At 61.1% G+C, this 18,094-nt stretch carries 11 protein-coding genes and 1 pseudogene; 5 read left to right on the top strand and 7 right to left on the bottom strand.

From position 1 onward, the window contains the following. Positions 1-93 precede the first annotated feature (93 nt). The 3 genes from praA to E4O98_RS19555 form a co-directional block, all read right to left on the bottom strand. Positions 94-588, bottom strand: a complete 495-nt coding sequence (gene praA, locus E4O98_RS19565; RefSeq protein WP_078821199.1) for an alkane oxidation protein activator PraA — start codon at positions 586-588, stop codon at positions 94-96. A gap of 125 nt (positions 589-713) precedes the next feature. Beyond that, positions 714-1,994 (bottom strand): alkane 1-monooxygenase, encoded by a 1,281-nt coding sequence (locus E4O98_RS19560; protein ID WP_032880808.1) that lies wholly within the window; start codon positions 1,992-1,994, stop codon positions 714-716. 308 nt (positions 1,995-2,302) lie between these two features. Beyond that, entirely contained in the window at positions 2,303-3,301 is a 999-nt protein-coding gene (locus E4O98_RS19555; protein WP_032881324.1) for an alpha/beta hydrolase, read from the bottom strand. A gap of 291 nt (positions 3,302-3,592) precedes the next feature. Between E4O98_RS19555 and E4O98_RS19550 the strand changes: the two genes are divergently transcribed. From E4O98_RS19550 to E4O98_RS19540, 3 genes are read left to right on the top strand one after another with little or no spacing between them, the layout of a single operon-like run. Beyond that, positions 3,593-5,131, top strand: a complete 1,539-nt coding sequence (locus E4O98_RS19550) for an NAD(P)/FAD-dependent oxidoreductase (protein WP_248136031.1) — start codon at positions 3,593-3,595, stop codon at positions 5,129-5,131. After that, on the top strand, positions 5,128-6,018 hold the full coding sequence (locus tag E4O98_RS19545) for an SDR family NAD(P)-dependent oxidoreductase (RefSeq protein WP_248136028.1): 891 nt from the start codon (positions 5,128-5,130) through the stop codon (positions 6,016-6,018). The genes E4O98_RS19550 and E4O98_RS19545 overlap by 4 nt, the downstream gene beginning before the upstream one ends. Positions 6,019-6,033: 15 nt before the next feature. Next, complete coding sequence (locus E4O98_RS19540; RefSeq protein ID WP_248136026.1) at positions 6,034-6,876, top strand: metal-dependent hydrolase; 843 nt, start codon at positions 6,034-6,036, stop codon at positions 6,874-6,876. Between the two features lie 28 nt (positions 6,877-6,904). Here the strand turns inward: E4O98_RS19540 and E4O98_RS19535 are convergent, their stop codons facing one another. Next, positions 6,905-9,541: a glucosidase gene (locus E4O98_RS19535; protein ID WP_216091256.1), complete on the bottom strand. Its 2,637-nt coding sequence runs from the start codon at positions 9,539-9,541 to the stop codon at positions 6,905-6,907. 239 nt (positions 9,542-9,780) lie between these two features. Between E4O98_RS19535 and E4O98_RS19530 the strand changes: the two genes are divergently transcribed. Then, positions 9,781-11,157 carry a VOC family protein gene (locus E4O98_RS19530; protein WP_005787810.1) on the top strand — a complete coding sequence of 459 codons (1,377 nt, stop codon included), beginning with the start codon at positions 9,781-9,783 and terminating at the stop codon, positions 11,155-11,157. A gap of 139 nt (positions 11,158-11,296) precedes the next feature. Here E4O98_RS19530 and E4O98_RS19525 read toward each other — a convergent pair whose 3' ends face one another. Then, complete coding sequence (locus E4O98_RS19525; protein WP_032880801.1) at positions 11,297-11,521, bottom strand: DUF465 domain-containing protein; 225 nt, start codon at positions 11,519-11,521, stop codon at positions 11,297-11,299. A 175-nt stretch (positions 11,522-11,696) separates the two neighbouring features. On the opposite strand from E4O98_RS19525, the gene tkt reads away from it, so the two are divergent. Continuing rightward, a complete protein-coding gene (gene tkt, locus E4O98_RS19520; RefSeq protein WP_248136024.1) occupies positions 11,697-13,754 on the top strand; it encodes a transketolase in 2,058 nt (685 codons plus the stop codon). 58 nt (positions 13,755-13,812) lie between these two features. On the opposite strand, the gene uvrA is transcribed toward tkt, so the two are convergent. Then, positions 13,813-16,332 (bottom strand): excinuclease ABC subunit UvrA, encoded by a 2,520-nt coding sequence (gene uvrA / locus E4O98_RS19515; protein WP_248136022.1) that lies wholly within the window; start codon positions 16,330-16,332, stop codon positions 13,813-13,815. Beyond that, a pseudogene (locus tag E4O98_RS19510) lies at positions 16,329-18,040 on the bottom strand (ATP-binding protein). Before E4O98_RS19510 ends, uvrA begins: the two are co-directional and overlap by 4 nt. Positions 18,041-18,094: the final 54 nt, after the last annotated feature.

Below are 18,094 nucleotides of genomic sequence, written 5' to 3'. Positions count from 1 at the left end.
TAATGGCCATGATCGAGAGGTCACGGTGAAACTGCAGAACTTCCCTTTCCAGCCAAATTTCAATGCATTTACCGCTGCAACAGTTGGAACGGTTTATTCGACCACTTTGAAGTTGGGCGGCATCTTGATGGATACCGTGTTGATCTTGCAGTCTTCGCCAATAGCAACATTGGCGGCTTCCAACTTGCCGGTGGCGTTATCCCAAGTACCGTCGGCGGTTGAAGGGCCGCACTTGCCGCCCAGGCCAAAGGCGTGCACATCGACGCTGATCCTGGACATCGAGCCACTCTTTGTATCTTTGGCGACCAGCACCCAGGGCAAATTGATCGCTTCGACACGACTGCATTTGAGGCCACCGTCAAACTCGACTTTATCGACATTCACCGATGAGCCATCGGCCGCGACCTTGCCGGCCACCTTGATCGTGCAGTCGGCGCTGATCAGCTTGCCTTTGGAAAAGCTGATGGGCCCTTGAGCCGTGAAGGCACTGCCGGCAGGTTCGATACGGGCAGCCTGGGCCTGGTGATAAACAATCAGGCCCATCGCTGCCAGCAGGATATGGGCGGTGAACTTGGCAGAACTTTGCATGGTGTACGTCCTTCCCTTGAAATTATTTTTGTAGGGTCAAACCACGTTCTTGCACCTGATACTGGGGGCGACAAGGACCTGCGCGATACACAGATCCCGAGTACGCCTGTACTGCTTACTTCATCTCAAAACGGCTTGGCGCTGTTGCTGTACTTCTCCAGATACTTCAAACGCTGTGACGGTTGAAGATTGGTCAGGGTGATATCCCCGGCATAATGATTGAGTACCCGATGGTCCATACGACGTCGCCACAAGTAAGGCACATAGGCCCAGACAATCATGCTCGCGTAACCATACGGAAGTTGCGGTGACTCATCGAAGTGGCGCAACGACTGATAACTGCGCGTGGGGTTGGCATGGTGATCGGAATGCCGCTGAAGTTGGAACAGGAAGATATTGGTGACAATCCGGTTACTGTTCCATGAATGGCGTGGCGAGCAGCGTTCGTAACGGCCATTGGGCAACTTCTGGCGCTTGAGGCCGTAATGCTCGACGTAGTTCACCACTTCCAGCAACGAGAACCCGTAGATGCCCTGGATGATCAGGAACGGAATCACCGCCGCGCCCAACCAGGCAATCATCGCGCCCCACAACACCACGCTGTACATCCAGGCACTGAGCACGGCGTTCTTCCAGTGCAAGGCCGGCAAACCGAGTTTGCGCAGGCGTTCGCGCTCCAGGTTCCAGGCCGACACGGCGCTGAACCACACCGAACGCGGCAGGAATGCCCAAAAACTTTCCCCCAGCCGCGAACTGGCGGGATCTTCCGGGGTGGCGACCCGAACGTGATGGCCGCGGTTATGTTCGGTGTAGAAGTGCCCGTAGAACGTCGGCGCCAGGGTGACCTTGGCCAGGAACACTTCCAGGGGCTTGGGTTTGTGCCCCAGTTCATGGGCGGTGTTGATCGCGATGCCCGTGGCAGCGCCGGTGGACATTGCCATACCCAGGTAAGTGAACACGCTGATGTGGCCATGCAGTTCAGTGCGTGCGGTGACGAATGCAGCAGCCTTGGCCAGCCAGCTCGACGGCTCAAGTGTGGCCGTGGCGTTCAGCAGGCCGCCGTTGATGATCCAGTCGATGCCACCGGCGGCCAGCCAGCCGGTGATAATCACTGAAGAGATCACAAACAGCACGCCGGTGTAGACGATCCAGCGATAGTAACGTTGGGATTCAAGGTTGCTGACGGCAGATTCAGGCGGGTTGCTGACATCTTCGCCGAGCAGGCCGTCGATCAGGGGGATCAAGCCGAAGATCACCAGCACACCCACCCACCACAATTGCTGTACGCCGGTGCCGATCGCCAGGGCGCCGGAGAGCAAGGGGGTTGCCAGTGGCATGATGCCGAGCCACCACAGGTGGCGCTTTGCGTCGGTCCAGACGTGCGGGGCGGCCAGGGTCTGATTCATGGCAACCTCCGTACACATTCAGTGTGCATTGGGGCAGCAAACAGGTTTACGGAGCGCTGACTGCCCCGAGAAATCAACCATGCGATAAAAGGCGTTTTTTTCATTATTTTATTCGCTCTTAGGCATTTCAAAAATAATTTCAAATTACACATTGAAATAATTTTTTTAAATAAATAGCGCGGAATCGTTAGGTCGTCAACTAGTTTCTCCCGCCCTTTTTACCGTGACCGGGCAGTCTCTTTTTCAGCCGTCTGGTGAGGTGTCTAGGACAGGCATCAACGCCTTTGAACCGCGAGTCGGGTGCACCCTTATCTACTCGCCAGAGCCTTGGGAGGGTGCAACAGCCGGATGCCTGCCCCGGGCCTGACGCGCTTGGCGACCTGCTCCACCAGCGCCACCACTCGCTCTGTCGCGGTGATCGGCAACATATGCCCACAGCCTTCGACCACTTGCATTTTCAGCCCTGGCACCTTGCTCGCCAGGGCCTGGCCGTGTTTCTGAAAGTCGAGCACCTTGTCGCGGGTGCCATAGATCAGCCCGATGGGCAAGGTCAGTTGCGGGTAGCGCTTGACCATGTCGGGCAGGTGGTCGTTGACCCGGTTGATTTCGGTGGACGCGGCATAGAAGTTGTCTGGACGCATGCCCAGCAGCCCGCCGCCCCGGGTGGCGAAGTCCGGCGGTGCGGCATCGGGGCCGAAGACGCCTTTGACCACTGCATTTTTACTCAGCAGGCCAACGGGCATCGTCAGGGTGTGGGCCATCCAGCGTCGCAGCCAGGCCGGGCGCACCGATAATGACAGGAACACCAGCGGCAACATGCGTTGCGGGTGAGTCAAAGGCGCTACCAGTACCAACCCGGATACCGCATGGGGATGGTCGAGGGCCAGCGCCAGAGCAACCGCGCCACCCAGGGAATGGCCCAGCACCAACGGCTTGCCCAGGTCGAGCGTGTCGATAAAGGCCGCGATTTGTCGGGCCTGGCCCGGTAAGTCTGCGGCCGTGCCGCTGTGTCGGCTGGAATAGCCGGACCCCGGCCGGTCAAGGGTGATCACGCGAAAATGCTCTCGCAACTGACCGGACAAGGCATACGTGAGGTTACGGCTGCTGCCCATCAGCCCGTGGATCATCACCAGCGGCGGGCCCTTGCCCTCTTCGACATAATGAAAGCGCTCGCCATCCACCTCGACGAAACGCCCGTTGATCGGAACCCGCGCTTCAATGCGCCGCGTCATCCAGGCACTCAAGCCCCATAACGCCGCGCTGGCGCCGGCCAGCACACCCGCAGCGACAACCCATTCCACAGCCATAGCTCGGTCCTCTGCTTCCCTGCTGCTGGCGACCCGACCGGAATTGATCAGGGCCTCAGCCATCGTCCACCCCTTGGACCTGGACGCCCTGCATACCACGCTCGTCCGTCGGACAAATCGCACATGCGGAACAAGGTCCTAGCGTAGGCGAAATTTTCAGGTAGATTATTTAAAATCTTTTTTTAAAATAATTAATTCAATTTTCCTTTGCAATGGTGTTCTATCTAAAAGACAAAACAAAAAGAGGAGCACATCCGATGCCCACCCGCTTTCTATCTATGAGGCACGCCCATGACTGCCCACAGTGATTCAATTGACATTGCCATCATTGGCTCGGGATTCGCTGGCCTGTGTATGGCGATCAAGCTCAAGGAGGCCGGGCTCACCGACTTCTTCATCGCCGAACAGGCCGAGACCCTCGGCGGTACCTGGCGCGATAACCACTACCCGGGTTGCGCCTGTGACGTGCAGTCCCATGTGTATTCATTTTCCTTTGCGCCTAACCCGAACTGGTCGCGACAGTTCGCGACACAACCTGAGATCCGCGCCTATCTGGAACACTGCGCCACACGTTTTGAGCTGGCGCCCTACCTGCGTTTTGGCATGGCCCTGCAACGTGCGGTGTTTGATGAGCAACAGCAGCGCTGGCACCTGAGCTTCAGCAATGGCCGCCAAGTCAGCGCACGGGTGCTGGTCTCGGCCATGGGCGGGCTGTCTCGCCCGGCGCTGCCGGATATCCCGGGGCTGGACAGCTTCAAGGGCAAGCGTTTTCACTCCCAGCAGTGGGACCATGACTACTCTTTGAAAGGCAAGCGCGTGGCCGTGATCGGCACCGGCGCCAGTGCCATCCAGTTCGTGCCGCAGATCGCGCCACAGGTGGCGCACCTGGACCTGTTCCAGCGCACGCCGCCCTGGATCATGCCCAAACCGGACCGGCCGATTTCAACGCTTGAACGCTGGCTGTTCAAACACTTGCCGTTCACCCAAAAGCTGGTGCGCGGCGCGTTTTATTGGGCACTGGAAGGCCGGGTGGTGGGTTTTGCCTTGCACCCACGCCTGATGAAGATGGTGCAGAAAATCGCCCTGCGTCATCTGCGCAAACAAGTGGCCCGCCCTTCCCTGCGCAAGACGCTGACGCCGGACTACACCATCGGCTGCAAGCGCGTGCTGATCTCCAATGACTACTACCCGGCGCTGTCGCGCAGTAATGTCGAGGTGGTCACCGACAGGGTGCTGCGCATCGAAGCTGACGGTGTGATCACCGCCGACGGGATCAAGCATCCCGCTGACTGCCTGATCTTCGGCACCGGCTTCCAGGCCAGCGACCCCTTGCCGCGAGACTGCATCATCGGCCGCGACGGCATCGACCTGATGGACGCCTGGAGCGACGGCGCCCATGCCTTCAAAGGCACCACCGTGCCGGGCTATCCCAACCTGTTTCTGATCGTCGGACCCAACACCGGCCTGGGGCATAACTCGATGATCCTGATGATCGAAGCTCAGGTCACCTACATCCTCGATGCCTTGAAACATATGCGGCTCCAGCGCATTGCCACGGTCGAGGTCAAACCCGCCGTAGAACACGCCTACAACCACCAGTTGCAGGACAAGCTCAAGCGCACCATCTGGAACACCGGCGGCTGCCAGAGCTGGTACCTGGACCCACGCACCGGCAAGAACACCACGCTGTGGCCCGGTTCTACCTGGCGTTTCAAACAGCTCACCCGTCACTTTGCGCTCAAGGACTACGTCGCCAGCCCGTTGCCGGCGCCCGCTCTGCCACGTCCCGTACCAGCCCCTCACTCCGCAACAGAAGGCAGCCTGTCATGAAGTCATTCAATGGCCGCGTTGCGGCGATCACCGGTGCAGCCTCCGGCATGGGCCGCGCATTGGCTTTAGCCTTGGCACGCGAAGGCTGCCACCTGGCCTTGGCCGACAAGAACAGCCAGGGGTTGGAACAGACCTTGGAGCTGATCCGCACATCGACCTTGTCCCCCGTGACCGTTACCACGCAGGTGCTGGACGTCTCTGACCGCCAAGCCATGCAGGATTGGGCTGCACGCTGTGCCGCGGAACATGGCCAGGTCAACCTGGTGTTCAACAATGCCGGGGTGGCGCTGTCGAGTACCGTCGAAGGCGTGGACTACGCCGACCTGGAATGGATCGTCGGCATCAACTTCTGGGGCGTGGTGCATGGCACCAAGGCGTTCCTGCCGTATCTCAAGGCCAGCGGCGAAGGCCACATAGTCAATACTTCCAGCGTGTTCGGCCTGTTCGCCCAACCCGGCATGAGCGGTTACAACGCCACCAAGTTTGCTGTGCGCGGGTTCACCGAGGCTCTGCGCCAGGAACTCGACCTGCAACGCTGCGGCGTATCGGCCACCTGTGTGCACCCCGGTGGTATTCGTACTGATATCTGCCGCAGCAGCCGCATCGACGCGAACATGACCGGTTTTCTCATCCACAGCGAACAACAGGCCCGCGCCGATTTCGAAAAGCTGTTCATTACCGACGCCGACCAGGCCGCCAAAGTAATCCTGCAAGGTGTACGCAAAAACAAGCGCCGTGTGCTGATCGGCCGCGACGCCTATTTTCTCGACCTGCTCGCCCGTTGCCTGCCGTCGGCCTATCAGGCACTGGTGGTGTTTGCCAGCAAACGCATGGCGCCCAAGCCGCGCACACAGGTCTTTGAAACCAACGACCAGTCCCATCTCTGAACAGGAGGACGCAGCATGTTGCCGATCCGTCGCGATATCCGTTTTGCCTTGCCTGCCGAGCGCATCAAAGACTGGCATGAACAAGGGCCGGTGATCAGCCACTTCTTCAACGCCCTGTCGTTGCTGTTTCCCCAGGGCGAGCTGTTTTTCATGGACAGCGTGCGCCACTACCGCGGGCAGATCGACGATCCCGAACTGAAAAAGGAAATCCAGGGTTTCATAGGCCAGGAGGCCATGCACAGCCGCGAACATGTGGCCTATAACGACCTGCTGCAAGCGGCGGGCTTGCCGGCGCACACCCTCGACCGACGCCTGAAGTTCTTCCTCGACTTGCAGAAGAAACACCTGCCGCCGTCGTTCAACCTGGCGGTGACCATCGCCCTTGAGCACTACACTGCGATGCTGGCGGAAATCCTGTTGAGCGACCCCTCGCGCTTTGGTGATTCACTCAAGGGTTACCAGCAGATGTGGTATTGGCACGCCTTGGAAGAAACCGAACATAAAGCCGTAGCCTTCGATGTATGGAACCAGGTAATCAAACCCGGCCCCGCACGCTACCTGCTGCGCACCGGCACCATGCTGACCACCACCGTCATGTTCTGGCTAGTGGTGCTGGACTTCCACGTGCGGCTGCTGATTGCCGACCGCAGCTCGGGCGGCACGGTGAAGGGGCTGTGGCGCATGGTCAAGTACTTGTACGGCCCCAAGGGCGTATTCCCGCGGATGCTCAGGCCGTGGCTGCATTATTTCAAACCGGGGTTTCACCCTTGGGAACATGACAACCGCGCACGCCTGGCGGGCATAGATAGCTTGCTTGAAGAGATCGAGCGCACGCGGCGCGGCGCCAAAGGGGTGTAGATACCGATACCTATGCGCGCCATGGGTGCTAGACCTTTGGCTGCAGCAGCAAGGCGACCAGGGCGCTCCACCCCGTCTGGTGCGACGCCCCCAACCCTCGCCCTGTCTCGCCATGAAAGTATTCATGAAACAACACCAGATCGCGGCTGGCCGGGTCCGCCTCCAGCTGCGCATACCCTGCCATGGATGGCCGCAGGCCATTTTCATCGCGCAGGAATAATCCGGTCAGGCGCTGGCTGAGGCTGTCGGCCACGTCTTCCAGCGACGCCAGATAGCCGCTGCCTGTGGGGTATTCCACTGAGAAGTTATCCGCGTAGTAGCGGTGAAATTCGCGCAGCGATTCGATCAGCATGTAGTTCACCGGCATCCACAGCGGCCCGCGCCAATTGGAGTTGCCGCCGTACAGGCGAGAGTCGGATTCGCCGGGCTGGTAACTGGCGCACAGGGTGTCGCCATTCATCTTCAGCGCCAGGGGTTGCTCTGCAAAGGTCTTGGACAAGGCGCGCACACCGAAGGTCGACAAGAACTCCTGGTCATCCAACATGCGGCGCAGCAAATCCTTGGTACGCTCGCCACGCAGCAACGCCAACAACAGGCGATTGCCCTGCCCCGGTTCGTTCCAGCGCGAGACCAGTTTGGCCAGGTCGGGCCGGTGATGCATAAACCCCAGCAGACGCTCGCGCAGGCCTTCCAAGCCTTCATGTTCGCGCTGTTCCAGCACCAGCACAGCGAACAGCGGCATCAGGCCGACGATAGACCGCAAACGCACCGGTTCGCTCTGGCCGTCGGGACGGTGCAGTACGTCGTAGAAGAACAGGTCCTGCTCATCCCACAAGCCTTCGGCACTGTCATCGACGCGGTTGATGGCGCCGGCGATATACAGGAAGTGCTCGAAAAACTTTACCGCAATGTCCACGTACACGGCGTTGCGCTTGGCCAGCTCCAGCCCGATGCGCATCAGATCCAGGGCATAGGCCGCGACCCAGGCAGTGCCATCGGCCTGGTCCAACTGGTAACCCGGCGGCAGCGTGGCCGAGCGGTCGAACAAGGCGATATTGTCCAGGCCCAGAAAACCACCCTGGAACAGGTTGCGGCCTTCAGCGTCCTTGCGGTTGACCCACCAGGAAAAATTCAGCAGCAGCTTGTGGAAGATCCGCTCCAGAAAGTCCATATCGCCCACGCCGGTCAGCGCCTTGTCTTGCTGATACACGCGCCAGCTGGCCCAGGCATGCACTGGCGGGTTGGCATCGTCGAAGCGCCATTCGTAGGCGGGCAATTGGCCGTTGGGGTGCATGAAACGGTCTTTAACCAGCAACAGCAGCTGTTGCTTGGCGTAGCCGGGATCGATCAGCGCCATGGCCACCGCCTGGAAGCCTTGGTCCCAGGAGGCGTACCACGGGTATTCCCAGGTATCGGGCATGGACAGGATGTCGAAGTTGGACAGGTGGCGCCAATGGGTATTACGGATATGCAAACGCTCGGGCGGCGGCGCAGGCTGGGCCGGATCACCGTCGAGCCACTGGTTGACGTCGAAATAGTACAACTGCTTGGACCACAGCAAGCCGGCCAGGGCCTGGCGCTGCACATTGCGCGCATCGTCATTGGCGATACCCTGTTGCAGGGCTGCGTAGAAGTCATCGGCCTCGCGGCGGCGCTGTTCGAACAACTTGCGTGCGTTGACCTCGGGGGCGTCCAGAGGGGCAAAGCGCAGATAGAGGCTTTTGCTTTCCAGGCCCGCTAATTCAAGACTGAATCGCGCCGCCACCTTGGTGCCCGCGTCACCGCGAATGGCCCCTTGATCACCCTCCACCACGTAATCGTTGATGCCATCCTTGAACGGCCCGGACGTCGGCTGCCCGCCCAGTTTGGCGAAGTTGCTCTCGTTTTCGCAGAACAACCATTGCCACCCATCCTGGCCCCAGGCGGTGAGCTGGCGATCGTCCATCTCATGATGACGGGCGAGCACGCGGTCGCCGTCCAGCGTCAACCTGGGTTTGGGCGCATCAAAGGTCCAGCTCCAGTCATTGCGCGCCCACAACTGGGGCAGCACCTGCAGACGTGTCGGCTGCTCCGAGCGGTTGTGCACGGTGACACGCATGAAAATATCGTCGGGCTGGTGCTTGGCGTATTCGACGCTGATGTCGCAGTAACGGTTGTCTTCAAACACGCCGGTATCAAGGATTTCATACTCGGTATCGCCCAGCCCACGGCGAGCGTTTTCAGCGATCAGGTCGGCATAGGGAAAGGCGGCATGGGGGTATTTGTAGAGCATGCGCATGTAGGCATGGCTCGGTACGCCATCGACGAAAAAGTACAGTTCCTTGACGTCTTCACCGTGGTTGCCTTCAGCGTTATTGAGGCCGAACAGGCGCTCCTTGAGGATCGCATCCCGTTCGTTCCACAGCGCCAGGCCCAGGCACCAGCGTTGTGCCTTGTCGCTGAAACCGGCCAGGCCGTCCTCGCCCCAGCGATAAGCGCGGCTGCGCGCCTGCTCATGGGGGAAGTAGGCCCAGGCGTCGCCATCGGCGCTGTAGTCTTCGCGCACGGTGCCCCACTGGCGTTCGCTCAAGTACGGGCCCCACTCACGCCAACGCTCGGCATCTTGCGTCGCCAGGCGCTGGCCTTCAATCGTGTCAAGCAGGCGGTTTGCGGGTACGGCCGTCATTGAGTCCTCCATCACCTACACAGTGAGGCGCAGTGTAGAACCCAATGGTGCCCGGTTGCACATGAAGACTCACAGCACCAGGCGTTGACAAGCCGCTGGGGCTGGGTTTGCTCCTGTTCATGGCATCTCATTCATTTGCAGAATGAAGTCCAGAAGAATCTTCGTTTGCAAGCCGGCCTGCGCCTCAACAAAATCGGGCAAAGGTCATTTTGCTCGCCACAGCCATCAGGAATTTTTCTATGCACGCCACTGCACATGTCAGCCCCGATGAGATCCGCAAGGGCTTTTCCAAGGCCATGTCCGACATGTACCGCGATGAAGTACCTCTGTACGGCGCGCTGCTGGAACTGGTGGCCCAAACCAATGCGCGCGTACTCGACAGCCAACCTGAGCTGGTGCAGCAGTTGCAGCGTACCGGAGAAATCCAGCGCCTGGACATGGAGCGCCATGGCGCCATCCGCCTGGGCACTGCCGCAGAACTGGCGACCATCAGCCGCCTGTTCGCGGTCATGGGCATGCAACCGGTGGGCTACTACGACCTCACCCCCGCCGGTGTGCCGGTGCATTCCACGGCCTTTCGCGCCGTGCATGAGCACGCGCTGCAAACCAGCCCGTTCCGGGTGTTCACCTCGCTGCTGCGCCTAGAGCTGATCGAAAACCTGGAGCTGCGCGCTTTCGCCGAAAGTGCCCTGGCCAAGCGCTCGATCTTCACCCCCGGCGCCCTGGCGCTGATCGAACAGGCCGAAACACAGGGCGGCTTGAATGCCCGCGACGCCCAGGCTTTCATCGACGAGGCGCTGGAGACGTTCCGCTGGCATAACACCGCCACCGTGACAGGCGCGCAATACGAGCAACTGAGCAACCAGCACCGCCTGATCGCCGACGTGGTCGCCTTCAGGGGCCCGCATATCAACCATCTCACGCCACGCACCCTGGACATCGACCAGGTACAGGCCGCCATGCCCGGCAAAGGCATTACGCCCAAAGCCGTGATCGAAGGCCCACCACGGCGCCATTGCCCGATCCTGCTGCGCCAGACCAGCTTCAAGGCGCTCGACGAACCGATCGCGTTCACCGACGCCCACGGCAGCCACAGCGCACGCTTTGGCGAAATCGAACAACGCGGTGTAGCGCTCACGCCTAAAGGCCGCGCCCTGTACGACCAACTGCTGAACGCCGCCCGCGATGAACTCGGCGCGTTCCCCAACGAGGCCAACGCCGAGCGTTATGTGCAATTGATGGAACGGCACTTTACGGCGTTCCCGGATACCCCCGCACAGATGCGCGAGCAGGGCCTGGCGTACTTTCGTTACTTCGTTACCGCAAAAGGCCTGGCGGCACGCGGCCAGCCCGAGCAGCCGCGAACGTTGCAAGCGCTGGTCAACGCCGATCACGTGGCGGTGGAGCCATTGGTGTATGAGGATTTTCTGCCGGTCAGTGCGGCGGGGATTTTCCAGTCAAACCTGGGGGATGCGGCGCAGAGTCATTACGCGGCCAACGCCAACCAGGCGCAATTCGAACAGGCGCTGGGGCGCAAGACGATTGATGAGTTGCAGCTTTACGGCGAGACGCAGCAGCGCTCCATTGATGAATGCCTGGGCACACTGCTGGCCTGAAATAGGGTGTCCTCCCCGGCTCAGCGGCACAATCCTTGCGCCGCAACAGTCCCCAGAGCCGGGTGGACGGGGCGCATCATAAAGACACAGTCCTGCGATGTCCCGCATACAAATCTGAACAAATATTGCCGTTTTGCGCCTAGCCTAATCGCCCGGCGATTTCGTCCTTGATCAGCAGCCGTTTCTTCTTCAGGTTTTCCACTTTCTCATCGCTGGCACTGGCTTTTTCCGCCTCCAGCACATTCGCGTCGGCATCGTCATATTGAGTGAGCAGCGAATCCAGCCGTTTGTCGTCCGCCCTGCGCTTGTGAACGTCTTCCTTGCTGACACCCAAGTCCTCATACAGGTCGTGTTTCACTGGCATGGCGTACCTCCACAAATTGATCAATGGTCTACGCCCTTGAAGCTAGCCCATTCCAATGGGTCTTGTCATGTTTGAGGTCAATACAGTCCCGTTCGTCGTGCAGCATGCGATGGGATCAAACCTTTGCCGTGCCCTGCCCTCCACTGTAGATCGCCACCCGAGGGAGACAGGTTTCATGAATCACGCTGCCACTGCTGCCGACACTCAATGCATCAACACGCTTCGCACCCTGGCCATGGACGCTGTACAGAAGGCCAATTCGGGGCATCCGGGCACGCCCATGGGCCTGGCGCCGGTGGGTTATACGTTGTGGAGTCGCTTCCTGCGTTATCACCCCGAACATCCCGATTGGCCTAACCGTGACCGTTTTGTGTTGTCAGTGGGGCATGCGTCGATGCTGCTGTATTCGCTGTTGCATCTGGCCGGTGTGGTGGAGATTGACGCCCACGGCCAGCGCTCCGGCCAGCCGGCCATCAGCCTCGACGATATCAAGCAGTTCCGGCAGATGGGTTCCAAGACCCCAGGCCACCCCGAATACCGCATGACCACCGGCGTGGAAACCACCACCGGCCCGCTCGGCCAGGGCTGCGCCAACAGCGTGGGCATGGCCATGGCCCAGCGTTGGCTGGCCGAGCGCTTCAACCGCGACGGCCAGGTACTGTTCGACTACGACGTCTACACCCTGTGTGGTGACGGCGACATGATGGAAGGCATCAGCAGCGAGGCGGCCTCGATGGCCGGCCACTTGAAGCTGGATAACCTGTGCTGGATCTACGACAACAACACCATCAGCATCGAGGGCCACACTGAACTGGCCTTCAGCGAAGACGTGATCAAGCGCTTCCAGGCCTACGGCTGGCACACCCAGCACGTCACCGACGCCAATGACTTGCAGGCGTTGAGCGTGGCGCTGGAAACCTTCAAGGCCAATACCGGCGCGCCGACCCTGATCGTGGTCGACAGCGTGATCGGCTATGGCTCGCCGCACAAACACAACACCGCCGCCGCCCACGGCGAGCCTCTGGGCGAAGACGAGATTCGCCTGACCAAGGCTGCCTATGGCTGGCCGCAGGATTCGAACTTCCTGGTGCCCGACGAAGCCCGCACGGTACTGCGCGATGCCCTCTACGAACGCGCCGAACCGCTGTTCGCCGAATGGAACCAGACCCTGGCATCCCTCGACCCGCAACGGGCCGATGAACTGCACCGAATGCGCGCCGGCGAAATGCCCGAGCAATGGCAGGCGCACCTGCCCAGCTTCGCCGCCGATGCCAAGGGCGTCGCCAGCCGGGCCTCCGGCGGCGAGGTATTGAATGCCTTCGCCCAACAGATCCCCTGGTTGCTGGGCGGCTCGGCGGATCTGTCGCCGTCGACCAAAACCAACCTGACGTTCGACGGCGCCGGGCGCTTCAGCGCCGATGACTACAGCGGGCGAAACCTGCACTTCGGCATCCGCGAGCACGCCATGGGCGCAATTGCCAATGGCATGGCGTTGTCCTACCTGCGCCCGTACACCTCGACCTTCCTGGTGTTCAGCGACTATATGAAGCCACCGATCCGCCTGGCGGCGATCATGGAATTGCCGGTGATTTTCGTGTTTACCCATGACTCCATCGGCGTGGGTGAAGACGGGCCGACGCACCAACCGATCGAACACCTGACCCAACTGCGCGCCACGCCAGGGCTGCTGACTCTGCGCCCGGGCGACGCCAATGAAACCCTGGAGTTGTGGAAGGTGGCCCTGGCGCAAACCCATCGGCCAAGCTGCGTGGTGCTGTCGCGCCAGGCGCTGCCAACCCTGGACCGCACCCAGTATGCGTGCGCCTCCGGTGCGGCCAAAGGTGCCTATGTGCTGGCCGCTGCGGATAAGCCTGAAGTCATTCTGATCGCGACAGGCAGTGAGGTCAGCCTGGCGGTGGCTGCCTACGAGCAACTCAAGGGCGAAGGCGTGGCCGCGCAAGTGGTATCGATGCCGAGTTGGGAGTTGTTTGAAGGCCAGGATCAAGCCTACCGCGACGGCGTCTTGCCGCCTGCGATAAAAGCGCGGGTGGTGGTGGAACAGGCGGGGCCCCTGGGTTGGGATCGCTATGTCGGGCAAACCGGTGCCAAGGTGGTGATGAACAGCTTTGGCGCGTCGGCGCCATTGGCCAAGTTGCAGGAGAAGTTCGGGTTTACCGTGGAGAATGTGGTGAAGCTGGCCAAGGAGCAGATCCAGCATAACCTCACTGACTAGCGCTTGGCTTAATGTGGGAGGGGGCTTGCTCCCTCCCACATTTGGTCATCAACAACTGCTAGATCAGCGCCTGGGTTAGATAAGGCGCGGTTCGGCTGTGCTTGCTTTTGGCAACCTTGTGCGGCGTACCACACGCCACCACCTTCCCGCCCAGGTCCCCTGCCCCCGGCCCGATATCAATGACCCAGTCACTCTGGGCCACCACGCGCATCTCATGCTCGACCACAACCACGGTATGCCCCGCATCGACCAGTTGATTCAACTGGCTGAGCAAGCGGTCGACATCCTTGGGGTGCAAGCCGGTGGTCGGCTCGTCGAGCACATACAACGTAGCGCCGCGGGCGTTGCGTTGCAGTTCGCTGGCGAGCTTGATGCGCTGGGCTTCACCGCCGGACAGTTCGGTGGCCGGCTGGCCAAGGCGCAGATAGCCCAGGCCGATATCGCGCAGCACCTGCAACGAGCGCAGTACGCCAGGCTGCTCGGCAAAGACTTCCACTGCCTGCTCGACCGTCAAGCCCAGTACCTGGGCGATGTTCAAACCCTGCCATTTGATCGCCAAGGTCTCGGGGTTGTAACGCGCACCGTGGCAAGTGGGGCACGGCGCGTACACGCTGGGCATAAACAGCAGCTCAACGCTGACAAAGCCTTCACCCTCGCAGTTCGGGCACCGGCCCTTGGCGACATTGAACGAAAACTGCCCGGCGTCGTAAGCGCGTTTCTTGGCCGCCGGCGTAGCGGCGAACAGCTTGCGCACGTTGTCGAACAGCCCGGTGTAGGTCGCCAGGTTAGAGCGCGGCGTGCGGCCGATAGGTTTCTGGTCCACCTGCACCAGGCGGCGAATGTGTACCAGCCCGGCACTGATGCGCCCGCCACTGGCTTGCGGTGCGGCGTCTTCCAGGCTTGGCTCGTCGTCATTTTCCAGCACGCGCCCAAGGCCCGTGGCCACCAGTTCCAGCAACGCCTGGCTGACCAGGCTGGATTTGCCCGAGCCGGAAATACCGGTTACCGCAGTAAAGCAGCCCAGCGGGAATTCCACCTTCAGGTCATCGAGGTTATTGCGCGTCACCCCTTCGAGCTTCAGCCAGGCAGTGGGCTCGCGCCGCGCCACGTTGGCCGGGCGCTGTGGAGCAAACAGGTATTCACGGGTCTGCGACGCCTCGATAGCCTCCAACCCCGCAGGCGGCCCACTGTACAGCACCTGCCCGCCATGTTCACCGGCTGCCGGGCCCACGTCGATCAACCAGTCGGCGCGGCGCATGGTTTCCAGGTCGTGCTCCACTACAAACAATGAATTGCCCGCGGCCTTCAAGCGCTCAAGCGCACTGAACAACGCTTCGCCATCCGCCGGATGCAGGCCCGCCGAGGGCTCGTCCAGCACATAGATGACGCCGAACAGCTGTGAGCCCAACTGGGTCGCCAGGCGCAAACGCTGCAACTCTCCGGAGGACAAGGTCGGCGTGCTGCGTTCCAGCGACAGATAGCCCAGGCCCAACTCGATCAGGGTGTTCACCCGCTCGAGCAAGTCCTGGGCGATGCGTTGGGCTGCCAGGCGCTTTTCCACCGACAATTTCATCTTGTCCTGCCCCGCCGCCACCGGCCGCAGCAATTGGGCCAATTGCGCCAGGGACAGTTGCGACAACTCTCCAATATCCACCCCGGCAAACTTCACCGACAGTGCCGCCTGGGTCAGGCGCTTGCCGTGGCATAACGGGCAGGCACTGCCTTGCATGAACTGCGACACACGCTTTTTCATGAGCGCGCTTTGGGTATGGGCGAAGGTGTGCAGGATGTAGCGCCGTGCGCCGCTGAAAGTGCCCTGGTAGCTGGGTTCGAGCTTGCGTTTCAACGCATCGCGGGTCTGCTGCGGGGTAAAGCCGGCGTATACCGGCACGGTGGGGGTTTCTTCGGTGAACAGGATCCAGTCGCGCTGTTTTTTCGGCAGGTCACGCCAGGGGATGTCAACGTCATAGCCCAGGGTCACAAGGATGTCGCGCAAGTTCTGGCCCTGCCAGGCCAGCGGCCAGGACGCCACCGCACGCTGGCGGATGGTCAAGGACGGATCGGGCACCATCAGCGCTTCGGTCACTTCATACACGCGGCCCAAGCCATGGCATTGCGGGCACGCGCCCTGGGGCAGGTTCGGGGAAAAGTCCTCGGCATACAGCATGGCCTGCCCCGGCGGGTAGCTGCCGGCGCGTGAATACAGCATACGGATCAAGCTCGACAGCGTGGTGACGCTGCCCACCGAAGAGCGCGCACTCGGCGTGCCGCGTTGCTGTTGCAGGGCCACCGCCGGCGGCAAGCCCTCGATGCTGTCCACATCCGGCACGCCCACCTGGTCGATCAAGCGTCGCGCATAGGGCGCCACCGATTCGAAATAGCGACGTTGCGCCTCGGCATACACGGTGGAAAACGCCAGGGACGATTTGCCGGAGCCGGATACCCCGGTAAACACCACCAGGGCATCGCGTGGAATATCCACATCGACGTTACGCAGATTATGTTCACGGGCGCCACGCACCCTGACAAAGCCCGGTTGCTGGGCGGTAACCGCAGGGATGTTGCGCTGTGATGTCATGGGCAACCTTGTCTTGCACTGAGCACCCTGCGCACGCGTTGAGTCAGGGCCTCGGGGCTGTAGGGTTTGCTCAGCAAGTGGATGTCGGCGCCGAGCAAATGATTGGAGGACAGGATGTCGCGGGTGTGGCCGGAGGTGAACAGCACCGCCACCGGCGGGTTCTGCGTACGCGCCCAAGTGGCCAGGTCAGTGCTCTTGACCCGGCCTGGCATCACCACGTCGGTGAAGATCAGGTCCGGCGCTGCGCCGCGCTGCAACACCTGCATCGCGCGGTCGCCATCTTCGGCGGTCAGTACGGTATAACCTGACTGCTGCAGCAACTCGACCACCGTCAGGCGCACGCCTTCGTTGTCCTCGACCACCAGGATGGTTTCCTGGCCGCCACCTTGCGGGTCCACGTCACTGTAGTCGTCGAGGCACTCGGGCTCCAGGCTGTGGGGGAAGTACATCTGCACCAGTGAGCCCTTGCCCTCCTCGCTCCACATATCCACATGCCCGCCGCTTTGGCGCACAAAACCAAACACCATGCTCAACCCCAGACCGGTGCCGTAGCCTTCGCGTTTGGTGGTAAAGAAGGGTTCGAAGGCGCGCTTGAGGGTGGCCTGGGACATGCCCACACCGGTGTCGGCCACCGCCAGGCGCACATACTCGCCAGGCTTGATGCTTTTGCCGATGCAATCGTCAGGGTTGAGGATGACGTTTTCCCCGGTGATCCGAATCACCCCTCGCCCTGCATGGCATCCCGGGCGTTGATTGCCAGGTTGAGCAACGCGTTCTCCAGCTGGTTGCGGTCGACATTGATGCACTAGGAGTCCTGGGGTAATTGCACGTCGATATGGATGGTTTCCCCCAGCGCCCGTTGCAGCAACTCGCCCAGGCCGGCATAGATGCGCTGCGGGTTGTACACCGCGGGTGATAACGGTTGGCGACGGGCAAACGCCAGCAATTGCGATGACAACTTGGCCCCACGCTCGACTGCCGCGATGGCCGCGGTCACGCGACGTTGCACCTGGCAATTGTCCGGCTCATGCCGGGCAAGCAAATGCAGATTGCCGGCGATCACTTGCAGCAGGTTATTGAAGTCATGGGCCACGCCCCCGGTCAGGCCGCCAATCGCTTCCAGCTTTTGTGACTGGCGCAACTGGTCTTCGGCGGCAGAGCGCGCCTGCACCTCGGCGGCCACGCGTTGCTCCAGATTATGGGTAAGCTCCTGGCGCACCCGCTCGGACTTCACCAGCTCGGTGGTTTCCACCACAATCGCCAGCACGCCGGCCGGCTGCTGGTTGTCACCCGCCACCGGGCTGTAGTAGAGGTCCAGCCACACGCTTTCCGGTCGGCCGTGACGCGACAACACCAGTTCCTTGTTATTGAACGACAAGGTACCGCCCGCCAGGCACGTATCCACCACATGCCGATTGAACTCGGCCACTTCCGGCCAGCCCAGTTCCACCGGCGTGCCCAACAGGTAAGGATGGCGCCCGCCGGCAAATGCCGAATAGCTGTCGTTGTAGATCATGTACCCCGCCCGCCCCCACAGCATCACCATCGGTACGGGTGAGGCCAGCATCATTTGCACGGTGCAAGCCAGGCTTGTGGACCACTGATCCAAAGGGCCAAGGTCGGTAGTTGACCAGTCAAAGGTGCGTATCCGCTGAGCCATTTCGCCGGCCCAGCCTTCACAGCCGTGGGGGTTGGATAAAAATTGCATCATTGGGCTCTGTGCGCAGGAGAGGACGATCGCAAGTTTTGGAGCGCGCCGACG

Origin of the sequence: Pseudomonas sp. W2Jun17 (assembly GCF_023127795.1) — a bacterium.
Classification (GTDB): Bacteria; Pseudomonadota; Gammaproteobacteria; order Pseudomonadales; family Pseudomonadaceae; genus Aquipseudomonas; species Aquipseudomonas synxantha_A.
This window is presented reverse-complemented; position numbering and strand designations above follow the sequence as displayed.

What these genes read in the sequence shown, in the direction of transcription:
- praA (WP_078821199.1), bottom strand. Translation starts at nt 588, where the DNA reads ATGCAAAGTTCTGCCAAGTTCACCGCCCATATCCTGCTGGCAGCGATG.
- E4O98_RS19560 (WP_032880808.1), bottom strand. Translation starts at nt 1,994, where the DNA reads ATGAATCAGACCCTGGCCGCCCCGCACGTCTGGACCGACGCAAAGCGC.
- E4O98_RS19555 (WP_032881324.1), bottom strand. Translation starts at nt 3,301, where the DNA reads ATGGCTGTGGAATGGGTTGTCGCTGCGGGTGTGCTGGCCGGCGCCAGC.
- E4O98_RS19550 (WP_248136031.1), top strand. Translation starts at nt 3,593, where the DNA reads ATGACTGCCCACAGTGATTCAATTGACATTGCCATCATTGGCTCGGGA.
- E4O98_RS19545 (WP_248136028.1), top strand. Translation starts at nt 5,128, where the DNA reads ATGAAGTCATTCAATGGCCGCGTTGCGGCGATCACCGGTGCAGCCTCC.
- E4O98_RS19540 (WP_248136026.1), top strand. Translation starts at nt 6,034, where the DNA reads ATGTTGCCGATCCGTCGCGATATCCGTTTTGCCTTGCCTGCCGAGCGC.
- E4O98_RS19535 (WP_216091256.1), bottom strand. Translation starts at nt 9,541, where the DNA reads ATGACGGCCGTACCCGCAAACCGCCTGCTTGACACGATTGAAGGCCAG.
- E4O98_RS19530 (WP_005787810.1), top strand. Translation starts at nt 9,781, where the DNA reads ATGCACGCCACTGCACATGTCAGCCCCGATGAGATCCGCAAGGGCTTT.
- E4O98_RS19525 (WP_032880801.1), bottom strand. Translation starts at nt 11,521, where the DNA reads ATGCCAGTGAAACACGACCTGTATGAGGACTTGGGTGTCAGCAAGGAA.
- tkt (WP_248136024.1), top strand. Translation starts at nt 11,697, where the DNA reads ATGAATCACGCTGCCACTGCTGCCGACACTCAATGCATCAACACGCTT.
- uvrA (WP_248136022.1), bottom strand. Translation starts at nt 16,332, where the DNA reads ATGACATCACAGCGCAACATCCCTGCGGTTACCGCCCAGCAACCGGGC.